20 protein-coding genes are annotated in these 20401 nt (G+C 33.5%); 19 read left to right on the top strand and 1 reads right to left on the bottom strand.

From position 1 onward, the window contains the following. Window positions 1-17 precede the first annotated feature (17 nt). The 18 genes from pseC to rfbA all read left to right on the top strand — a co-directional run bounded on the left by pseC (window position 18) and on the right by rfbA (window position 17467). Window positions 18-1166: a UDP-4-amino-4,6-dideoxy-N-acetyl-beta-L-altrosamine transaminase gene (pseC, locus tag K339_RS0117255; RefSeq protein WP_037300857.1), complete on the top strand. Its 1149-nt coding sequence runs from the start codon at window positions 18-20 to the stop codon at window positions 1164-1166. Window positions 1167-1722: 556 nt separating this feature from the next. Then, the gene (locus K339_RS0117245; protein WP_028524706.1) at window positions 1723-2343 is read left to right on the top strand and encodes a pseudaminic acid biosynthesis-associated methylase; all 621 of its coding nucleotides are present in this window, start codon (window positions 1723-1725) and stop codon (window positions 2341-2343) included. Window positions 2344-2360: 17 nt separating this feature from the next. Next, window positions 2361-3515, top strand: a complete 1155-nt coding sequence (locus tag K339_RS0117240) for an N-acetyl sugar amidotransferase (protein WP_229598761.1) — start codon at window positions 2361-2363, stop codon at window positions 3513-3515. Window positions 3516-3518: 3 nt separating this feature from the next. Beyond that, a complete protein-coding gene (hisH, locus tag K339_RS0117235; RefSeq protein ID WP_028524704.1) occupies window positions 3519-4127 on the top strand; it encodes an imidazole glycerol phosphate synthase subunit HisH in 609 nt (202 codons plus the stop codon). Further along, window positions 4120-4869, top strand: a complete 750-nt coding sequence (hisF, locus tag K339_RS0117230; protein ID WP_028524703.1) for an imidazole glycerol phosphate synthase subunit HisF — start codon at window positions 4120-4122, stop codon at window positions 4867-4869. The genes hisH and hisF overlap by 8 nt, the downstream gene beginning before the upstream one ends. Window positions 4870-5414: 545 nt before the next feature. Beyond that, entirely contained in the window at window positions 5415-5879 is a 465-nt protein-coding gene (locus K339_RS0117225; protein WP_037300980.1) for a GNAT family N-acetyltransferase, read from the top strand. After that, window positions 5876-6907, top strand: a complete 1032-nt coding sequence (gene pseI / locus K339_RS0117220; protein ID WP_028524701.1) for a pseudaminic acid synthase — start codon at window positions 5876-5878, stop codon at window positions 6905-6907. Before K339_RS0117225 ends, pseI begins: the two co-directional genes overlap by 4 nt. A 27-nt stretch (window positions 6908-6934) precedes the next feature. Next, entirely contained in the window at window positions 6935-7441 is a 507-nt protein-coding gene (locus K339_RS34025) for an acyltransferase (protein WP_051398073.1), read from the top strand. A 15-nt stretch (window positions 7442-7456) separates the two neighbouring features. Beyond that, window positions 7457-8653, top strand: a complete 1197-nt coding sequence (locus tag K339_RS0117210; protein WP_157607632.1) for an oligosaccharide flippase family protein — start codon at window positions 7457-7459, stop codon at window positions 8651-8653. A 22-nt stretch (window positions 8654-8675) separates the two neighbouring features. Further along, the gene (locus K339_RS36060) at window positions 8676-9587 is read left to right on the top strand and encodes a hypothetical protein (protein WP_051398072.1); all 912 of its coding nucleotides are present in this window, start codon (window positions 8676-8678) and stop codon (window positions 9585-9587) included. A 7-nt stretch (window positions 9588-9594) separates the two neighbouring features. After that, window positions 9595-11007, top strand: a complete 1413-nt coding sequence (locus K339_RS0117200) for a capsular polysaccharide export protein, LipB/KpsS family (protein ID WP_028524699.1) — start codon at window positions 9595-9597, stop codon at window positions 11005-11007. 500 nt (window positions 11008-11507) lie between these two features. Continuing rightward, window positions 11508-12131: a hypothetical protein gene (locus tag K339_RS37730; RefSeq protein WP_028524698.1), complete on the top strand. Its 624-nt coding sequence runs from the start codon at window positions 11508-11510 to the stop codon at window positions 12129-12131. Window positions 12132-12917: 786 nt separating this feature from the next. After that, window positions 12918-13202 carry a transposase gene (locus K339_RS0117190; RefSeq protein WP_169731871.1) on the top strand — a complete coding sequence of 95 codons (285 nt, stop codon included), beginning with the start codon at window positions 12918-12920 and terminating at the stop codon, window positions 13200-13202. Between the two features lie 205 nt (window positions 13203-13407). Then, window positions 13408-13551: a transposase gene (locus K339_RS38125; RefSeq protein ID WP_157607630.1), complete on the top strand. Its 144-nt coding sequence runs from the start codon at window positions 13408-13410 to the stop codon at window positions 13549-13551. An 86-nt stretch (window positions 13552-13637) separates the two neighbouring features. Then, complete coding sequence (locus K339_RS34015; protein WP_051398071.1) at window positions 13638-14747, top strand: glycosyltransferase family 4 protein; 1110 nt, start codon at window positions 13638-13640, stop codon at window positions 14745-14747. 146 nt (window positions 14748-14893) lie between these two features. Continuing rightward, the gene (locus K339_RS0117180) at window positions 14894-16030 is read left to right on the top strand and encodes a DUF1972 domain-containing protein (RefSeq protein ID WP_028524696.1); all 1137 of its coding nucleotides are present in this window, start codon (window positions 14894-14896) and stop codon (window positions 16028-16030) included. A gap of 94 nt (window positions 16031-16124) precedes the next feature. Further along, complete coding sequence (gene rfbC / locus K339_RS34010) at window positions 16125-16586, top strand: dTDP-4-dehydrorhamnose 3,5-epimerase (protein WP_310586636.1); 462 nt, start codon at window positions 16125-16127, stop codon at window positions 16584-16586. A gap of 23 nt (window positions 16587-16609) precedes the next feature. Then, window positions 16610-17467, top strand: a complete 858-nt coding sequence (gene rfbA, locus K339_RS0117170) for a glucose-1-phosphate thymidylyltransferase RfbA (protein ID WP_028524695.1) — start codon at window positions 16610-16612, stop codon at window positions 17465-17467. Here the strand turns inward: rfbA and K339_RS0117165 are convergent. Further along, window positions 17464-18939 (bottom strand): capsule assembly Wzi family protein, encoded by a 1476-nt coding sequence (locus K339_RS0117165; RefSeq protein ID WP_028524694.1) that lies wholly within the window; start codon window positions 18937-18939, stop codon window positions 17464-17466. The genes rfbA and K339_RS0117165 overlap by 4 nt on opposite strands. A 301-nt stretch (window positions 18940-19240) precedes the next feature. Here K339_RS0117165 and K339_RS34005 point away from each other — a divergent pair, with 301 nt between their 5' ends. Further along, the gene (locus K339_RS34005; protein ID WP_051398070.1) at window positions 19241-20362 is read left to right on the top strand and encodes an acyloxyacyl hydrolase; all 1122 of its coding nucleotides are present in this window, start codon (window positions 19241-19243) and stop codon (window positions 20360-20362) included. Window positions 20363-20401 lie beyond the last annotated feature (39 nt).

Below are 20401 nucleotides of genomic sequence, written 5' to 3'. Positions count from 1 at the left end.
AGTAAGTGGTTGAAAATATGGATTCTATACCTTATGGCAAGCAGAATATAACGCAAGATGATATTGATGCCGTCGTAGCAACTCTACAATCAGATTACTTAACGCAAGGGCCGAAAATCAAGGAATTTGAAGAAGCTTTTGCCAGTTATATTGGTTCAAAATACGCAGTTGCTGTTTCAAATGGTACAGCAGCATTACACTTATGTGCTTTAGCATTGGGGGTAAATAGCGAATCAAGAGTCATCACTACTCCTATTACTTTCGCAGCATCCGCCAATTGTGTCAGATATTGCGGTGGCGAGGTTTATTTTGCTGATATTGATCCAAAAACACTCACATTAAGTACTGACAAAGTATTAGAATTGATAGAAAGCCATCCTAAAGGTTATTTTTCAGGGATTATACTGGTAGATTTTGCGGGACTACCTGTAAATTTGGAAATATTTCGTGAGCTAGCCGATGAGCATGGCCTATGGATAATAGAGGATGCATGCCATGCACCAGGCGGTTATTTTGTTGATAGTAAAGGAATTAAACAAAATTGTGGCAATGGTAATTACGCAGATTTAGCCATATTTTCTTTTCACCCAGTTAAACATATTGCTTGTGGAGAAGGTGGAATGATTACTACTAATTCTAAAGAGTTATATGAAAAGTTGTTATTATTGAGAACACACGGTATCACTAAAAATCCGGCCTTAATGTCTCAAAACCACGGAGATTGGTATTATGAAATGCAGGAATTAGGGTATAATTACCGACTTTCGGACATCAATGCAGCACTTGGTCTTTCACAACTGACTCGTGCAGAAGCAGGTTTGGCGCGAAGGAGAGAAATAGCAAAAACATACTATCAAGCTTTCAAGAATACTGCTTTAGTAAGCACATTTCCAACAGAAGGGCACGCATTTCACCTGTATGTCATTCAAACTAAGCAACGTTTTGAACTCTATAATTTTTTAAGGAGTAAAGGTATATACGCACAAGTACATTATATTCCAGTCCATAGAATGATTTACTATCAGCAATTAGGTTGGAATGAAGGAGACTTTCCACTTGCAGAACAGTATTATAACGATTGCCTTAGCCTACCTATGTACCCAAGTTTATCAGACGAAAAACTGAATTTTGTGATTAATACGGTAATTAACTTCTTGAATAGCTAATTTATGTATTATATATACCAGCGAGAGGAGGAAGCAAACGAATTCCCAGAGAAAATATAAGGCTTTTTTGGGAAAGACTATAATTGATTATTCGATAAAACTATCCCTATAATAGCCAGATTTTTGATGAAGGAAGGGTTTCAAAAGAGAGTTGCAAAATAAAATAAAAGCCCTCAAATACAGAACTAAAGCTGTTTTTATGTACGATAAAGAATGTATATGATTTCGCATCGACATTTGATGTAATTGAGAAAGTAATAGATTATTACAACTGCCAAAATTAAAATTTGCACAGTATTTGTTGCATTTATCCTTGTGCTCTGTTTATTCGAAAAAATGTATTCATTATTAATACGAGAAAACAAAATTTAGAAAAAGTCTTTTTCGATGCAGGTCAATTCTATTGGATGAATACCAAATATGTTTTAAGCAATCGAAGTATTTATTCGCAAAATTCAAGCGAGATAGTTATTGAAAATCTATTTATCCAAGACATAGACAACCAAAATAACTGGGATATCGCTAAAATAAAATATCAACTAATTAATAATTTATAATGAATAATTTTCAAACAGAACAAGAAAGTTTTTGGGCAGGTGAGTTTGGAACAGACTACATCGAAAGAAATAAAAGTCAACAACTCTTAGCATCCAATCTGCATTTTTTCTCAAAAGCTTTAAAAGCGACTGGTCAGCTTAATTCATGCATAGAGTTTGGGGCAAATATAGGGATGAATCTGAAGGCTCTTAAGTTATTGTATCCTGAAATTCAATTAAAAGGAGTAGAGATAAATACAGGTGCTGCTAAGGTACTTGCCTCACTAATAGGTGATGACAACGTTATTAATGACTCAATATTTAATTTCGTAAACGACTATCAAGTGGATTTGTCACTCATCAAAGGAGTTTTAATACACATTAACCCAACCATGTTACCAACAGTTTATCAAAAACTTTATGAAGCATCTTCCAAATACATTCTCATAGCTGAATATTACAATCCATCGCCTGTAACAATTCCCTACCGAGGTCATAATGAACGCCTTTTTAAACGTGATTTTGCAGGTGAATTTTTAGCGATATTTCCAGATACAGAATTGGTGGATTATGGCTTCTCTTATAGAAAAGACCCTGCATTTCCTCAAGATGATATAACCTGGTTCTTAATTAAAAAATAATAATCCACTTTGAGAAAATGGAAATTCGTTACTGCAAAACTTGCTTATTCCCCGAGACCAAACCTGATTTGTTATTTAATGAAAATGGAGTATGTTCTGCTTGTATAGCAGCAACAGATAAAAATAATGGAATTGATTGGAATCAAAGAGCAAAAGATTTCCAAGAGATTATCAATTACTACAAAAAACCTGATGGGGATATAGGCTGGGATTGCATAGTTCCTGTAAGCGGAGGTAAGGATAGTACTTATCAAGCATATTTTATGAAGTATGTTTGTGGTATGAATCCTCTTTGTGTATGCTTTGAAACTACCAGTGTAACAGAATTAGGGCAAAAGAATTTAGATAATTTATCTAAAATGGGTATGGATGTAATCCATTTTAAGAAGAATTATGAAGTATATCAAAAAATGGTTGTTGAAAGTTTCAAGCGGGTCGGTGATGAAATGTGGCCAAACCATATTGGGATTTTTACCATTCCTGTCATGTTTGCAGTTAAATTTAATATCCCGCTCATAATTTGGGGTGAAAATTCTCAGCAGGAATATGGCGGTCCCAATTTAGAAAGTGTAAAAAATAGAACGTTAAACAGAAGGTGGTTGGAGGAATTTGGCGGGCTATTGGGTAATAGAATTCAAGATATGATAGGAGTTCAAGGTATTACAAAAAAAGAACTGACGCCCTACTTCTACCCTAACGATGAAGATATAGATAGAGTTGGGGTAACAGGAGTTTTTCTTGGCCATTACTTCTTTTGGGACGCCAGAAAACAACTTGAAATAGTAAAAAGACATGGATTCAGCGTAAAACAAGACGGTAATACAGAAGGAACATATACTAACTTTGAAAATCTAGATGAAAAATTAGTAGGTCTTCACGATTATCTAAAATACGTTAAGTATGGGTTTGGGCGAGCAACGGATCATGCTGGAATAGACATTCGGAATGGTCGTTTAAGTAGAGAGGAAGCTATTAGTTTAGTCAAGGAGTTTGAAGGTAAATATCCTTATTACGCGGTCGATGAGTTTATTAACTATTCAGGAATGAGTAAAGAAGAAATTGATAAAGTAATTGATTCTTTTACTAACCCTTTTATTTTTAAACAAAGAGATGATGGTACTTTCGAAAGAGATGCCGAAGGAAACTTAGTTAAAAACTTTTCAATCCATTAAATTATGACTGCCGCTATCATTGAATATGGAATGGGCAATGTTGCTTCTGTTCAAAAAGCTTTAAACGTGTTAGGCATTGACAGCCAAATTACTGGTAACACAAATGATATTAAAGCGGCAAAGTATATTATTTTACCTGGTGTAGGCTCATTTGCACAGGGGATGGAAAACTTACGAAATTCTTCATTGGATAGAATAATTAGGGAAGAGGTACTTCTGAAACAAAAGCCTTTTTTAGGTATTTGTTTAGGTATGCAACTTATTGCTACAACTGGGACAGAGCCTCATGAGTCACATGGATTAAATTTAATTGAAGGTAAAGTAATAAAAATACAAGATCCTAATACTAGGGTCCCTCACTTGGGTTGGAATTCTATTACATCTTCTGCGAATTTATTTTTCGATAATTTTAATCAAAAAGATTTTTATTTTATTCATAGTTATCATTTTCAAGTTAGCAACTATAATAAGATAGGGGCAACCGTTGATTATGGAAACAAATATGTGGCAGCTATTCAGTATGAAAATATTTTAGCAACACAATTTCATCCTGAAAAAAGTCAAGAAAATGGGCTAAATCTTCTAGATAATTTTTTTAAACTATATGCTTAAAACTAGAATTATTCCTATTTTAACATTTAATGGATGGAGTCTTGTAAAGACTAAAAGGTTTTCTACTCCAAGAATGCTAGGAAATCCTGTGCAAGCTGCCCGTGTATATAACAGTAGAGGAGTAGATGAACTAATTTTTCTTGATATATTTGCATCTAAACAGAAAAGAAAAATTAACTTAAAAATAGTTAAAGATGTTATTGACCAGTGTTTTATGCCAGTAGGGATTGGAGGTGGAATATCTACTATTTCTGATATTAAAGATATGCTGAAAATTGGGGCCGATAAGGTAGTCCTAAAGACCGCAGCTTTGTTAAATCCTGATTTTATCAAAGAATCTTCTGATTTTTTTGGTAGCCAATGCATATCTGTTTCTGTGGATGCTGTCAAAAATAATAATGGTATTTACACTGTTTATAATGAATGGGGGGTTAATATTACCATGAATGATTTTATACAAAAAGTACAGAATTTAGGTGCAGGAGAAATTATCTTAAACTCTGTTGAGAATGATGGGGTCATGGAAGGTTTCGATAGAGTTATGTATAATGAAGCCCAAAAAGTTACCAACATACCTATCGTATGTGTTGGAGGAGGTGGAGAGTTATTTCATTACGATGAACTATTTGCCGAAACCAACTGTGAAGCAGTAGGCTCTGCAAGCATTTTTCATTTTACTCAATATACTCCCTTTGACATAAAAGACACCTTAAAAAGACTTGGAAAACCTGTCAGAATTTGATGACTTATAATATAAATGCTTAAATACGCAAATCTTTGAAATTGATTAATATAAACTTGTTCCTATTCGTGATGAAGAAAAATTCGACATCGTCGTGGAGTCGCGAAACGAACAAATTTACCATTTAAGATAAAGTAAACCTCTTTTTAAACAAAAATAGTATATTAGAAACATAGTTATTGAACTCTTTAAAGAAGAAAAGTAGAATCAATTATTGTTTTCTCATTTCGAAAATAAAGTTTGTATAGGTTAGGGTGGGCTGGCGCATATCAATTGGCTAGATAAAAATACTGAAATATCCTTTATAATTAATACTGTATTAAAACAGAAATATTTTAAATTTCATTGAGTTGCCTATCTTTTACTAATCAAAAAAGTAGCTTTTGAAATACTAATACTACTATAAGGTATTCACTTATGCTTTTGACTTACGGTTGCATTTTACCAAATTATAGAAAAAGCATGACTTATGGAAGAATAATAAATTAAAAAAATAATGTTTTTTGAAGAAAAATATATTGATGTATTCTAAATGTAATAACGACATGATTATTAGGCAAGCAACGATAGATGATTTGAGTCTTTACTTTGAATGGGCAAACGAAATAGAGGTGAGAAAGCAATCATTTAATAGTGATATTATTAATTTTGAAAGCCACCAAAAATGGTTTAAAAAAAAACTTAATGATAATAGCTGTATGTTGCTTGTAGGAGAATTTAACAATATACCTATAGGGCAGGTAAGATTTGAAAGCGATTTTCAAGCTAAAACAAGTAGTATTGGGATATCTATAGATAAAAATAGCCGAGGAAAAAGTATCAGTAGTGAGTTATTGATAAAAGCATCAAATCATTTTTTGAACGCTTATCCTGAGTTTATAATAAACGCCTATATAAAAGAAATAAATCACAAGTCTATCTATGTTTTTACGAAAGCAGGCTTTAAGTTTTTAGAAAAGATAATTTATCAAGGGCATGATTCGGTACTATATACCAAGAATGTAAAATGAAAATAGCAGATTATCAAATTGGCTGTAACTATAAGCCATTTATCATTGCCGAAATGTCGGGCAATCATAATCAGTCCCTCGAAAGAGCCTTGAAAATAATAGAAACGGCCGCTCAATGTGGTGCTGATGCTATTAAATTGCAAACTTACACAGCAGATACGCTAACAATAAACCATAGTGGAGGCCTTTTTGATATTAACGACCCAACTTCGTTATGGAAAAACCGTAATTTATATGAATTATACCAAGAAGCATATACTCCTTGGGAGTGGCATGAGGCCATGTATAAGTGTGCGGCGGACAATGGAATTATTTGCTTTTCTACTCCTTTTGACGATACTGCAGTCGATTTTTTAGAAAATCTCAAAACTCCAGCTTATAAAATAGCATCTTTTGAAAATAATCATCATCCTTTACTTAAAAAAGTTGCCCGTACGGGTAAGCCCGTGATTATGTCCACAGGGGCCAGTGATTTGGCTAATTTAGCTGAATCAGTAGAGGTATTAAAGGAGAATGGATGTGAAGATTTAATACTTTTAAAATGTACAAGTAATTACCCGTCAACGCCTGAAAATTCTAATTTACGTACCATTCCTCATCTAAGAGAGCTATTCAATTGTGAAGTGGGGTTATCAGACCATACAATGGGCATTGGAGCTCCTATTGCCGCAGTGACATTAGGCGCAACAGTCATTGAAAAACATTTTTGTTTGAGCCGTTCAGAAGGAGGCGTTGACTCTGCATTTTCCTTAGAACCGAATGAATTAAAAGCCTTAGTTATTGAAACAGAACGAGCATGGCAGTCACTTGGTATTGTTCAGTACGGTGTTCAAGAATCTGAAAAAAAGAGTTTATTGTTTAAACGCTCTATTTATGTGGTAAAAGATATTCAAGTAGGAGAGACCTTTACAAAGGAAAATATTTGTGTTATTCGCCCAGGTGATGGACTGCTCCCGAAGTACTATGAAGACCTGATTGGAAAATTGGCGAGAAAGAGCTATACGAAAGGAACTCCTTTTATAGGTTAATTTTTTATTGAAAAGTATGAAATTTAGATGAAAAAGTTTTTTATTTTTATTGCTAATCAAACATCTGTCCATTTTGTAATAAAATTAATTGTAGGGATACACTCATTTTATGATAGATATTGGGGGTTTCTTCGTTTTAAGGCATTCGTCCCAATGTCTGGTAAGGGGTCTTTTTATAATTCAGATATTCAAATTAAGTACGGCCAAAATATTAAAATTGGTGATTTTGTTAAAATTGGAGGAGGATGTGTATTAGGGGCAATGAGCAATATAGTTATAGGCGACTACGTTACTATATCTAAAAATGTTACTATTGAGACTGCGGGATTAGATATGACGACTCCAGTTCCTTATAAGCACAAATCAAAGCCAATTATAATAGAAGATGGTGTTTGGATAGCTTCAAATGTTATTATTTTAGGAGGAGTTACAGTTGGAACTAATAGTATAATTGGTGCGGGAGTTGTCATAACTAAAAATGTTACACCAAACACTATTGTTGTTGGTCAAGGAAATAGATTTATTAATAAATAAATGTCCTATAAATTCGTGGATTTAAAATTACTTTTAAAGTATCTAAGTAATAATTTTATACTCCAATTATTGGGGGTAATATTTTCTGGTGTTAGTATTAAATTATTAACTTTGCCTGAATTAGGCGTGTTTAATTTAGGTAAAAGTTTAGCTGGGAGTTTTCAATACACACATATAGGTTTTAGGTACAGTTTAGATAGATTACTTCCTGAAGGAGACTTAGAATCTAACCTAAAAAATATGCGTATGACGTTAATAATAAATAGTGTAATTTCGCTTGTACTATTTATTGTTTATTGTTTTGTTTATAGTTTCAATTTTTTTTTTCTTTGCTATGTTTTAGGAGGTTGGTTTTTTGCAACATTTACACTTGCTCGCATTTATAAAAGAGGAATAGGACAACTAGATAGTTTTATTAGGTTAACTTTTATTAGTAATTTATTAGTTATCATTGTGCCACTTTTGGGTATGGTCATAGGAGGTGTAAATGTGCTATTTATTAGTTATTTATTCATAAGTCTATTCTTGCTTATAAGATACTTTCCACAAAAATTATTTCTTGCAAAGAAAAGGTATAGTAAAACAGATTTTTTTAAGTTACTCAAAATTGGGATTCCAATTTATATATCAAACATAGCAATATTTATTGGAGATAACATAGATAAATTTCTTATTAACTATTTTTTGGGGTTGAAGGCCGTTGGTGAATTCGGTATTGTTACTTTATTTTATTCTGTTATTTTAATGCTCCCTTCATTAGTAGTTGAACTATCATTTCCTGAGTATATCAAAGAGAAAAAATCAAAAAAAGAAATTAAAAAATTAACATTTAGACATCTTGTAATTGGAGGTGTATTGATAATTAGTGCTATTGTATTGTCTTATTTTATACTTCCATTTATTCTAAACATGTTTTACTCTAAGTATAATTATTTAGAACCTCTAATAAAACTTATTGTATTAGCACTTATTCCATATATTTTTATATCGCCAACATATTGTTTATTGTTCGCCAATGATCAATCTTCAAAGATTTCATTTGTAAATATATTTGCTTTATTATTTTATTTTTTAATAGTTTACTTATTGTTAAAAAATAAATATGGCTTGGAGTATATTATTTATGCTAAAATATGTTACTCATTCCTGCTTTCTATTGGTCTAATATTTCTTGTATGGAAAACTGGTTTAATTAAAATGTATTTTTTTTAATCATTTAATCAATATTTTACAAATGGATTTTACTCTTAAAAAGTTCAAAGTAAATAAAACTCTTAATCATACACCTCGTTTTATTGCCATCTTTAATTTGTTTTTTCAGCAATATCTCAGAAATTATAAAATTAGGTTGTTAATAAATAAGTTTATGGTATATTTTATCCATAAATTCCATTTTTCAAATGAAAAACACTTGATTTTTGTTAAAGAATTAGAAAAAAATGGGTATAGTTTTATTGATGGACTTTTGAATTCAATGCAAATTGATTTATTAAAGGAAAGAATCAAGGTTCTCCCATGTACTAATCCTTGGAATAAAGATATGGGAGAGTTTTTTTATGATAATCCCCCAGCAGGGGTTCATGTTGGTTCTATAAAAAATATAATAAGTATTCCTGAAGTTATTGAAATTGCAAATAATCCTCAAATACTAAATATTGTTGCAGCATATTTGGGGTGTAAGCCTACCATAGATAATGTACAAGCTTGGTGGTCATTCCCAGGTAATGATAAGGCAGAGGAAGCCGAAAATTATCATAGAGATAATGATGCCATAAGATTTGTTAAACTTTTTATATACCTTACTGACGTAGATGAAGAGAGTGGCCCTCATAAGTATATTGAACAATCACATTGTTCGAATATTTTGAATCAGAAGAGTCGGATGGATGATGATTTAGTGGAAAATACCTATGGCAATGATAAAGTAAAAGTCTTTACTGGAGCTAAAGGGCTGTCTTTTCTTGAAGATACATGGGGTATTCATAAAGGTCAGTTACCTAAAAGTAAACTACGATTACTACTTCAAATACGTTATACAAGTATTCCAAGTATTTTTGTGTCGCGAGAATCAGTCGTGTTATCAAAACAAGATAAAAAAAGCTTTGATAGCTATATTAATAGATATATCATACAAACTGAGGACTAATAAAGCCATGAAAGATAATATATTGATTCTTATAAATCAAGCTCCTAACTATGCTTTTACCTATAAAATGATAGGTGATACACTGGAAAAAAAAGGAATAAATGTATACTATGCTATTGATAGTTATATGACATACTTATACTTTGAAAAAGTATTGAAGACAATTCCAAAAGACCGTTTGTTTATTTTTAGTTCATTTTTCAAAGTACACTATAAAGATAGTATTGAAGATGTGCCTGTAAAATATAATTCGTCATTCAATCTTTGGCAAATGTTTTATAGTGATTTTGATAGATTTACTGTATATGGGCTTCATAAATATAAGAGCAAAAATTATTTTAAAAAACTTATAGCTAACTTGTTAGCTTTTTATGAAGATATATTTTCTAAATATCATATATCTCATGTTATTTATGAGAATGTAAGTAATACGTTTGCATATGCTGGCTATGTAGTAGCTTGCAAAAGAAGCGTATCTTATTTGGGTATTTGTGCAACTGCGTTACCAGGACGTTTCGCTATTCAACATACACCCTATTTTGATAAAATAAAGGAAAGTTTTAATCAGACGGAGAAAACTTTAGAGGCTAATATCTGGATACAATCTTATTTGGAAAAGTTCACAAATACAGAGCCAGATTATATGAAAGCTAATCGGGAAGAGCTAAAGGAAAGTATTATATCCCGTTATCTAAATTTTCCCAAAATAATACAGTTTTATACACTTCTTCGTTATTTGGTTCAATATCCCAAAGATAATTTTTATAATTTCCAGTACCCTGTTTTTTCTATTAATATAGCATACATAAAACGGGCTTTATTCAGAAAACTGAGGCTACCTGTTATTAACCGACTATATGAAGCTTTAGATAATGGAGAAAAATATTTTTTATATCCTATTCATTTTCATCCTGAAGCATCTACGTCTATATTTGCGCCTTCTTATAACGATGAATATCATAATATTGAGCAAATTGCTTTTAACATACCTTTCGGTACTGTTTTATATGTAAAAGAACATCCATGTGCGGTCGGTTTTTCGCCAATTAGTTTTTATAAAAAAGTAAAAAGGATACCTAATGTAAAATTGATTTCTCATAATCATAATGCAAAGGAATTGGCTAGAAATTCAGAAGGTGTTATTACTGTTACCAGCACAGTTGGTTTTGAAGCACTTATCTTAGGGAAACCCGTATTTTTATTAGGTGAGGCATTCTATTCTGAGCATCCCAATTGTAGAAAAGTTTCTTTTTCTAAATTATTCGATGCTATTCAAAATAATAAAGTGTTAGAAAACAACCCAAATATTTTTTTAAGCAGCTTTATTGAGAATACCTATGATGGAAGTATTGAATATTTGAAAAAACCTAGTAAAAGAGAAGTTTCAAAAATTGTTGAAGCTATTTTAAATGAACTTTAAACCTTCAAAACTAATATTCTGTAGTGTATAATAATAGGAGTAAACATCCATTCCATCGATTATTAAAATACTTATTGCTAATAAATTTGGGATTATTCCCTCTCTCTCTCTTAATTATATTGTCAGAAGATAGCAATATTAAATTAATTATATATTACCTAAGAGTATGTTTAGTGTTAGGTTCAATTTTCGTGCTTATTTTATCTAAACCTAAAATTGCAGTTAATTTTTTTGTTTTGATTGTCCCAGTATTCATCAGCCTTGTGCTATTTTTTAATAAAGTATCAATTGATTTTTTTACACTTTATTTTTTGGCTCTTTGTTTTTATAATTTGCCTCATTGTCAAACGGAAATAATAAGAAAATCTAGCCATTTTTATCTGTATTTTTGCGCTTTTATTTCACTTTGTTCGTACATTGATTTTCTGCCTACCTATAAAGGTACTGATTATATGGGTATTTACTCTAATAGTTTTTGCTTGATACACCCAAACTATTTTATGTTTTTTTTATTTTACTCATTTACTGGATATCTTATTTTGAATAATAAAAAGTTAAAGTACATTACTTTAGTTTTTATTATTATCTTTTACCAATACACATGGACAAGAACAATATTATATTTGGGTATTATCTCGATATTTTGGGATATTTATAGATATAAACCATTTAAAATTAATATTTATCGTATTATTCCGTACTTATTATCTTTTGTAACCTTTTTTATAGCAATATTTTACGAAAATATACTGGATTTTCTTTTAAATAATGGGAATTTAGAACGTGATGACCACAATCTTTTCATAAGAGTTATGGACATAAAGAATAGTTTAAAGATTATTTTTGGCAATTACGAAACTGCTTTATTCGGTGGTGTTGATATAAAGATGGATAGTTTATACATAAATTTACTGGGAGGGTTGGGTACTGTAAGTACTATGTTGATTGTTTTCTTTCTTATAAAGGAAACTGGTATTCAAATTAAGAAAAAAAACTTTGATGCGCTATTTGTTGTACTGTCTTTTATCATACTTGGAATCTTTGAATATGCGATGTATTCGACAACGATATTATCTATTTACTTAATTTCATTGATATATCAATCAGGGCGCATTTTATCATGACGTAAATTGCTAATTCGCATTTAATTTGCCTGATTGCAAATGATACGTTGCTATTTTATAACTAAATAAATATATTATTGAAAAAATAACTATTAAATTAAAAAAATAATTATAAAAAATATAGATTAATTGTCCTACAAAAAAAGTTTGTCATTTGGTTCATGCTTAGGTAATTTCAACTAAATTATTTATAAAAATAACCGTAATTTTTACTTATTGAAATAATATATTTTTAGACATTTTAGTTTTATAGGAAATTTCTGGGAGTAACCTGTTAAAGTTATCTTTGCCACCAAAAAGGCAATGGAAATATCGGACTTATTCAGAAACCTCTTAGGGCTGATTTTCCCTATCAAGTAATAAGCGTTGAAAGTTTTTTAGATACTAACCAAAAGCAAATAGTAGTCATCAAGATATAAATAGATAAAACCTATTAGCCCAATAGCAAATCTTTGGATACAAAGCTACTATGAGCGAGAATGGCGGCATCTAAATTTTTTTCAATACCCCTTCCTATCTACGCTGTAAAGTATCGTCTTATTTTGACAAAGACACCCAAAAAAGCTTCATCTTAGAGGTTCCTTGGTCTCGTGAGGATTCTGGTTTTAGCCGCGCGGCGGCTCGACTAGTCTTTGAACAATATGTCTTGGCACTCATTAAATTAAGTCATCAAGTCAGTAGTATGGTTGACTATAGTGGGGGAATATCGACAACGACTTTGGGACATTTTTAATGCTTATACCAACGTCGAACAACCTATTCTACAAACTCCAACCCAAGTGGGTATTGATAAAACATCTACTCATAAAGGTCAGGAAGGGTGCGCCGCTGCAATATATCACGTTGTTTGTGGATATGAATACCACTCAAATAATTGATATTGAGGAAGGTAGGGGCTCTGAAGCCGTAAAACAGTTTGTTCAAAAATTGTCTAATCCCCAAGAGGTCAAACAAATTAGTATTAATATGTCACCTGCTTTTATCAAAGCAGTTAAGGATTATTTAATTAATGCTGACATCACCTTTGATAAATTTCATATGATCAAACATCTCAATGATACTATTGATTAGTTAGAAGCCAAAAGCTTTGGTAATGGCATCGTTACTTACTTCCCAAACTTTGGCACTAACCTGACACTGAATCTACTGCTGCTTTTTTATGCTTTTGGAGTGATTTCTCCAAAGAAAGCCTCAACGGTGAAAAAATAGCTAAAAGCATTTATGCTCTTTTTGACGGCATTATCAATTACTTTAACACTAAACTTGCCAACGGGCTTTGGAAGGAATTAATAACAAGGTACAGCTCATCAAAAGAACAGCCAGAGGTTACAAATACAAAAAGAACTTTACTGCCATGATACGCCTTTGTTTTGGTAGCCTCACATTAGCAAACTTTCATAGTCCCAGACCAGTCATATAAAATCAAAATTTAATACCTTTTGTTTCGTACAAATTGAATTTGTGATTTTAGTTTACATCTATTTAATATCCATATAACAAATTTTCATGAAAATATTTATCGATGCTCATGTGTTTGATAATGAATATCAAGGTACAAGAACATATATTAAGGAAATTTATAATATATTAGTTAAAAGAAACGATATAGAGTTTTATTTTGCTGCTTTTGATATTGAAAATCTCAGAGCAAATTTCCCTTTAGAATCAAATGTTTATTTCATAAAATATAAATCAAAGTCAAAATTTTATAGACTTGGAATAGAAATACCAATATTATTGAAAAAGTATAAAATTGATTATGCTCATTTTCAATACGTTTCTCCTTTAATTAAAAATTGCAAAACAATTATAACAATTCATGATATTTTATTTTTGGATTTTCCTAAAGAGTTCTCTCTATTCTATAAACTATCTAAAAAGATTCTTTTTTATATTTCCTCAGTTAGGGCAGATATATTAACTACAGTTTCAGAGTATTCTAAGCAAAGAATTGAACATCATTTTAAAATATCAAGTAAAAATATTTTTGTTGTCCCTAACGGAGTTAATGAGTTATATTTTAAAGAATATGATAAGTTTATTTCTCAAAAATATATTTATGAAAAATATGGTATAAAAAATTACATTTTATATGTTAGCAGGATTGAGCCAAGAAAGAATCATGCATCATTATTAAAGGTTCTCCCCGATATTTGTGAAATAGACAAATCAATTTCTATTGTTTTTGTTGGTCATAAAAGCATTAATTCAAAAGATTTTGAAGACACTTTAGACTCATTGCCCGATAATTTAAAAGGGTGTACAAAATTATTAAATCATATTCCAAATAATGATTTGATAATTTTGTACCAAGCTGCTAGATTGTTCTTTTACCCTTCAAAAGCAGAAGGTTTTGGGATACCTCCATTAGAGGCAGGTGCAATAAAAATTCCAACCTATTGTTCTAATACAACGGCTATGGGTGATTTTCGTTTTTTTAAAAATACTTTTTTTAATCCTAACGACCAGAAAGAAATCACAGATATTTTAATAAAAGCACTTAATTCTACGCCTGACAAGGATAAATTGAACGATATTTCATTAGAAATTAAAGAAAATTACTCTTGGGATTCTGCGGCTAATAGCCTAATTTCACTAATACCTTTAAAGGGTTAGATTATAAGAATATAATAATTTTTTTCTTTAGTTTATTCTTTTATTACTATGCATTAATTTCTAATTCTAACTACTTAGAGTTACTTATTATTTTTCGTTTTTGCTACTCTTAATAATAAGGTTCAGTTATAGATAATTTCTTATATATGAAAATAGCTATCTTAGGCACCAGAGGTATACCTAACTGTTACGGTGGGTTTGAACAATTTGCCGAGTATTTATCTGAGGGGCTGGTAAATAGAGGTCACTTGGTAACAGTTTATAATTCTCATTCTCATCCCTATCAACAATCTGAATGGCACAAGGTTAGAATTGTTCATTGTTACGACCCTGAGGATAAATTCGGTACGATTGGGCAATTTATCTATGATTTTAACTGTATTCGTCATACTAGAACCCAAGATTATGATATCATTCTACAATTAGGTTATACAAGCAGTACCATTTGGGGATGGCTTTTGCCAAGAAAAACAAGCATTGTCACTACCAATATGGATGGTTTAGAGTGGAGCCGCAGTAAGTATTCAAAACCAGTTCAAAAATTTCTACAGTTTGCGGAATATTTGGGTATCAAGTTTAGTGATTATTTAATCTCGGATTCTATTGGTATTAAAGAGTATCTAAAAAAAAAATACAAGATAGATTCTACGTATATACCTTATGGTGCATTTGTTTTTGAAGATACTAATATTTCGATTTTATCTAAATACAATCTTGAAACTTTCGGATATGATATGCTAATTGCTCGCCTCGAACCAGAGAATAATATTGAGATGATTTTAGAAGGTGTAAAAAATGCAGACACCCAACGACCTTTTTTAGTAATTGGCAAGCATGAATCTAATTTTGGTACGTATTTAAAAAATAAATTTAGAAATAATAAAAATATTCATTTTTTAGGGGGGATATATGATATAAATATTCTAAATAACTTACGTTTCTATTCTAATTTGTATTTTCATGGTCATTCAGTGGGTGGTACCAACCCCTCTCTTCTTGAAGCGATGGCTTCTCACACATTAATTTGCGCTCATAATAATATCTTTAATTCTTCTATACTCGGTGAAGATGCTTTTTATTTTTCTACTTCTTATGATATTAGAGATGTTATAAATACAAAACAAAAAGTAGATTATTCTGAATACTTAGCATCAAATTGTGATAAAATAAAGGAATATTATTCATGGGACACCATCATTGCTCAGTATCTCCATCATTTTAATTCTATTTTGAAAACTTCGTCTTCAAGAGTTGCTAAACCAAATTTGGCCATTGATTTATGAAAGTTACTGGAACTACTTTAAATGATGTGTTCGTAATAACGCCAATTCTTTACCAAGATGAGCGTGGTGTTTTTTTGAGACATTCAATGAAAATGTGTGGCGCAATAATGGGCTACCTACCCAATTTGTTCAAGATAATCAGTCCTTCTCAACTAAAGGGGTATTGCGTGGGTTACATTTTCAAACTGGGGCACACGCCCAAGGGAAGTTAGTAAGGGTTATTTATGGTAGGGTATTGGATATTGCTGTTGATATTCGCCCAAGTTCTTCTACTTTCGGGCAATATGAGTTTTTTGAGCTTGATGGACTTTCCAATACGATGGTTTATATTCCACCTGGATTTGCGCACGGATTTTTAGCTCTTGAGGATAGTGTATTTAGTTACAAATGTACTCAAACTTATCATAAGCCAAGTGAGAGCGGTATTGTCTGGAATGACCATACATTGAACATTAAATGGCCTATTTCAAACCCAATTATTTCTGCGAAGGACTTGTCATTGCCAACATTCAATAAGATTATGAATCAGACTGAGTTAGTAGGCGTATCTGCCTAAAATCATAGAGAATTACTATAAGTATGAAAGGAATCATTTTAGCAGGCGGCTCAGGCACCCGTTTACATCCACTTACTCTAGCAGTTAGTAAACAATTAATGCCTGTCTATGACAAACCCATGATTTATTATCCACTTTCTATTTTGATGTTAGCAGGTATTCATGATATACTAATTATTTCAACACCAAATGATTTGCCTCATTTTAAAAAATTGCTAGGGGATGGCTCAAGGGTAGGTTGTCGATTTGATTATGCAGAACAACCTGAACCCAATGGGTTAGCACAAGCGTTTGTTATTGGCGAAAAATTTATTGGAAAAGACAAGGTTGCATTGGTTTTGGGGGATAATATTTTTCATGGTAGTGGCTTGAGTAAACTTTTACAAGCAAACAATGACCCCGATGGCGGGGTTGTATATGCGTATCAGGTTCAAGACCCTGAGCGCTATGGTGTAGTTGAGTTTGATGTTTATGGAAACGTTCTTTCAATTGAGGAGAAACCTACTTCGCCAAAGTCAAATTATGCAGTACCTGGCCTCTACTTTTATGATAATGAAGTAGTTCAGATTGCCAAAAACATTCAACCATCAGAAAGAGGAGAATATGAAATTACTGATGTAAATAAAGAATATTTACGTAGAGGCAAACTTAAAGTCGGGGTGTTGAATAGAGGCACTGCTTGGCTAGATACTGGTACTTTTTTATCATTAATGCAGGCAGGCCAATTTGTCCAAGTAATCGAAGAAAGGCAAGGCTTAAAAATTGGCTGTATTGAGGAAGTGGCTTATCGTATGGGGTACATTTCAGCAGAACAGTTGAAAGAAATTGCCCAACCTTTGGTAAAAAGTGGCTACGGTAATTACCTGTTAAACCTACTTTAAAATCCTATTCCTTGTTTTTTGAGGCTTATTAGAAATCCAAAGTTATTGGGTAACCATTTGCCCATATCAGAAGCAAGTAATGTATGTAGGGATAGACCCTTGGATTTTACAAATAAATGGTTAATCTCTAATGCGGTCGAAAGTTGAGTGATAGGAAAAATATAATCGGTAAAGATAGGGCGGCCATGATTCCAACTAGGTGAAATTTTTAAACCAAAAGAAGTCGTAGCGTGTATCTTACCGTAAATACTTAGATGTAACGCTTGCACTCTATTGTTACTAATTTCTGCCTTTTGATATGTCCCTCCTTTTACATTTTGCCACTCTGGACGCGCGTCGGCCCTTAATGTAACAAAAGGAGTTCCAATAATACGTTGTTTATACGACCAACCTTCGGTGTATTGATAGTTGACAAAATAATCATCAGCCCCATCAAATCTCCTTTTATTAATTTGAATCGTAAACCCGCTCTGGTTCATTGTACTCAGAAATTCAGCAGTGACCCGTGTAATGTGAATTGAACGTTTAGATTGTTTTATGGAGTGCCAGCTAATTCCTGTAAGCCCATCTGGGAAATTGACAAAAAATACGCCAGATTTATCCTCATACGCGTGTTGGTGATACAAAGACCACTTAGCTTTGGGCGAAGTATAAGTAATCGCAAAATCAATAGAGCCTAAATGGTTGCCAGTGCGGTTAAGTGCATCCATGATACTTACTGCATCTGGATTAGTGGGTTCGGCAGCTCTGAAAACTGACAGGAAATCTGAAAAGCTACTTGGTAATTTTCCATTTTCTAATGTTTGGTTGCTTCCCTTCACAGGATTTCGCCACTGCCCGCCCCACTGAGCTAGGTGATGTACTCCACCGTAAAAATGTACTTTCCAAGTGGGTTTGCCAAAGCGTATATAAACGGCTTTTTGGTGTAAAAATGAGTTTTTAACGGAATCGGCATTGATAAACCAGCCGTGCGCCATCATCGCGTGTACCGCAAACAGCCCTTTGGTAAAGCCTAATGGCACAAAACCCCGCGTGCCCACTTGGACTTTAGGCAGCGGCAGGGCATTGCCCGACCAAGCGTACGAGCCCGAGGTCAGCAAGGTATCGCCGAGGCCAAAAAACTCCTTCCGTCGGCCCACGTACGCTTCAAAACGGCGGTAACGAAACGTAGCTGCCGCCACGGGAAGCACCACCAAAGAAGTACGGCCTGCGTTGGCTACTATTTCGGTTTGCAGGTGGAGTTGTGGTTTGCGGGGATTTTTACCGATAAGCGTCTGTCCACCCGCTTTCACAAACACAAAAGGGTTTTCAAGCGGAACCGTCCCAAATTGGTTGGCCCTCAGCCAAAAAGGAGTTCGTTGGGAAGTTGCTGCCACGCCCCCCGCTTCTACAAACAAACGAGTCGTGTCTTCTTGCGCTACGCACAGTGTACTGAGAGAAAGCAATAAAGAGGTATAAAGTAATAATCGCATAGTAAAGCTGGTTTAGCCCCCCGCATCAGCGGGGTAAAAAAACAATACTCCCCTCTCCAGAAAGGAGAGGGGCAGGGGGTGAGGTTAAAGAGGTTAAAATAGTATAAAACAAATTTTTATTCACTCCATTTAAAATTTTTATCCACAAACATACTTGTTTTTAATTTGCTGCAAATCAATTTATTGTAAAAAAATATTTGCCTATTAATCGCCAGTTTTTTGAAAAAATTGAATGAATAATTATTGTATAAATCAAAGAAAAATACTGTACAATGAAACACTTTTTACTGTTGTCGTATAAATGAAAAATTACTCTACTCACCTCATTATTAGTTTTTGTTTACTCTTTGAAGGAATTGTCGCCCAGGCCCAGCTTCGCGATAAATTAGAAGAACTTGAAGTCACGGCCACGGCCCACGTGGGTTTTGTTCGTCCTGAAAAAATAATCCCTGCCTCGGAGCGGGCACCCATTGGGGGGGAGATTACAATCGGAAGCCTCAAAACCACCGAAAAGGCGTGGCAATTGTGCAATTGTTTTCACCGTTCGGGCTGGTACGCCAACTATTATAATTTTCGAAATCCCTACGGATTGGGAGAAACCTTTGGCACGGGTTTTTATTTTGAACCCCTCTTACTGCATCGCCCCGATTATAATCTCTCGGTGCGCTTTACGATGGGGTTGTCGTACGTCAATCGGTTGTATCATCCTGTTCGCAACCCTAACCGTAATTTTAGTTCCCACATCAACGGGATGACGGGGATTGGGGTGTATGGACGCAAACGTATTTCGGAACGACTGGAACTGGTGGGAATGTTGGCGCTTGATTACCGCCATATTTCCAACGCTGGAATCCGTAACCCGAACCAAGGGATTAATATTCCGAGTATTGTGGCGGGGATTGCCTATGGCCCACCGACGGCACGTTTGCCTGAGTCGAGGTGGTGGCGGCCAGCGAGTTTGGATAAACGGTGGTTTGGGCGGGCACTGCTCCTTACTTCCGTTCGGGTGTATGCCGCCGATGACCAATACCCCGAAACTCCCAGGGCGATGGTGGGGGTAAATGCCTATGCGGGCTACCGTTTTACGCAATCGCACGCTCTTTCGACGGGTATCGAAATCATTGACGATGGCTACATGAGAGAACAAATGATGCGACAGAACTACAAAGGAACAACGCAACAAGCGACTTGGCTAGTGGGCTACGAGCTTTGGCAGGGCCGCGTTTCGTTTACGGCGCACTTTGGGTGGAATTTTTTGCGCCCAGGAACGGTGATTTTTGGAAGAAGAGGTTATCGGCCAGCTACTTATGAAAAGTATGGATTGCTGTATCGGTTCAATAATGGCCTTACAGCGGGCGTAATTGTCAAGGCTTTTGGGGAAGATACCAAAGGGTTTCAGCTGGCCGTGGGAGGGAATTTTTAGTAGTTGCGTCAGAGACGCGTTGCCGTTAGTGACCCAAAT

The sequence above is a fragment of the Runella limosa DSM 17973 genome (assembly GCF_000482465.1).
Taxonomy (GTDB): Bacteria; Bacteroidota; Bacteroidia; order Cytophagales; family Spirosomataceae; genus Runella; species Runella limosa.
The sequence above is the reverse complement of the archived record's forward strand: the minus strand, read 5'-3'. Positions and strand labels throughout refer to the sequence as shown.

Bases quoted from the DNA above. Each gene is read 5' to 3' on its own strand.
- pseC (WP_037300857.1), top strand. From the start codon at position 18: ATGGATTCTATACCTTATGGCAAGCAGAATATAACGCAAGATGATATT.
- K339_RS0117245 (WP_028524706.1), top strand. From the start codon at position 1,723: ATGAATAATTTTCAAACAGAACAAGAAAGTTTTTGGGCAGGTGAGTTT.
- K339_RS0117240 (WP_229598761.1), top strand. From the start codon at position 2,361: ATGGAAATTCGTTACTGCAAAACTTGCTTATTCCCCGAGACCAAACCT.
- hisH (WP_028524704.1), top strand. From the start codon at position 3,519: ATGACTGCCGCTATCATTGAATATGGAATGGGCAATGTTGCTTCTGTT.
- hisF (WP_028524703.1), top strand. From the start codon at position 4,120: ATGCTTAAAACTAGAATTATTCCTATTTTAACATTTAATGGATGGAGT.
- K339_RS0117225 (WP_037300980.1), top strand. From the start codon at position 5,415: ATGATTATTAGGCAAGCAACGATAGATGATTTGAGTCTTTACTTTGAA.
- pseI (WP_028524701.1), top strand. From the start codon at position 5,876: ATGAAAATAGCAGATTATCAAATTGGCTGTAACTATAAGCCATTTATC.
- K339_RS34025 (WP_051398073.1), top strand. From the start codon at position 6,935: ATGAAAAAGTTTTTTATTTTTATTGCTAATCAAACATCTGTCCATTTT.
- K339_RS36060 (WP_051398072.1), top strand. From the start codon at position 8,676: ATGGATTTTACTCTTAAAAAGTTCAAAGTAAATAAAACTCTTAATCAT.
- K339_RS0117200 (WP_028524699.1), top strand. From the start codon at position 9,595: ATGAAAGATAATATATTGATTCTTATAAATCAAGCTCCTAACTATGCT.
- K339_RS37730 (WP_028524698.1), top strand. From the start codon at position 11,508: ATGTTTTTTTTATTTTACTCATTTACTGGATATCTTATTTTGAATAAT.
- K339_RS34015 (WP_051398071.1), top strand. From the start codon at position 13,638: ATGAAAATATTTATCGATGCTCATGTGTTTGATAATGAATATCAAGGT.
- K339_RS0117180 (WP_028524696.1), top strand. From the start codon at position 14,894: ATGAAAATAGCTATCTTAGGCACCAGAGGTATACCTAACTGTTACGGT.
- rfbA (WP_028524695.1), top strand. From the start codon at position 16,610: ATGAAAGGAATCATTTTAGCAGGCGGCTCAGGCACCCGTTTACATCCA.
- K339_RS0117165 (WP_028524694.1), bottom strand. From the start codon at position 18,939: ATGCGATTATTACTTTATACCTCTTTATTGCTTTCTCTCAGTACACTG.
- K339_RS34005 (WP_051398070.1), top strand. From the start codon at position 19,241: ATGAAAAATTACTCTACTCACCTCATTATTAGTTTTTGTTTACTCTTT.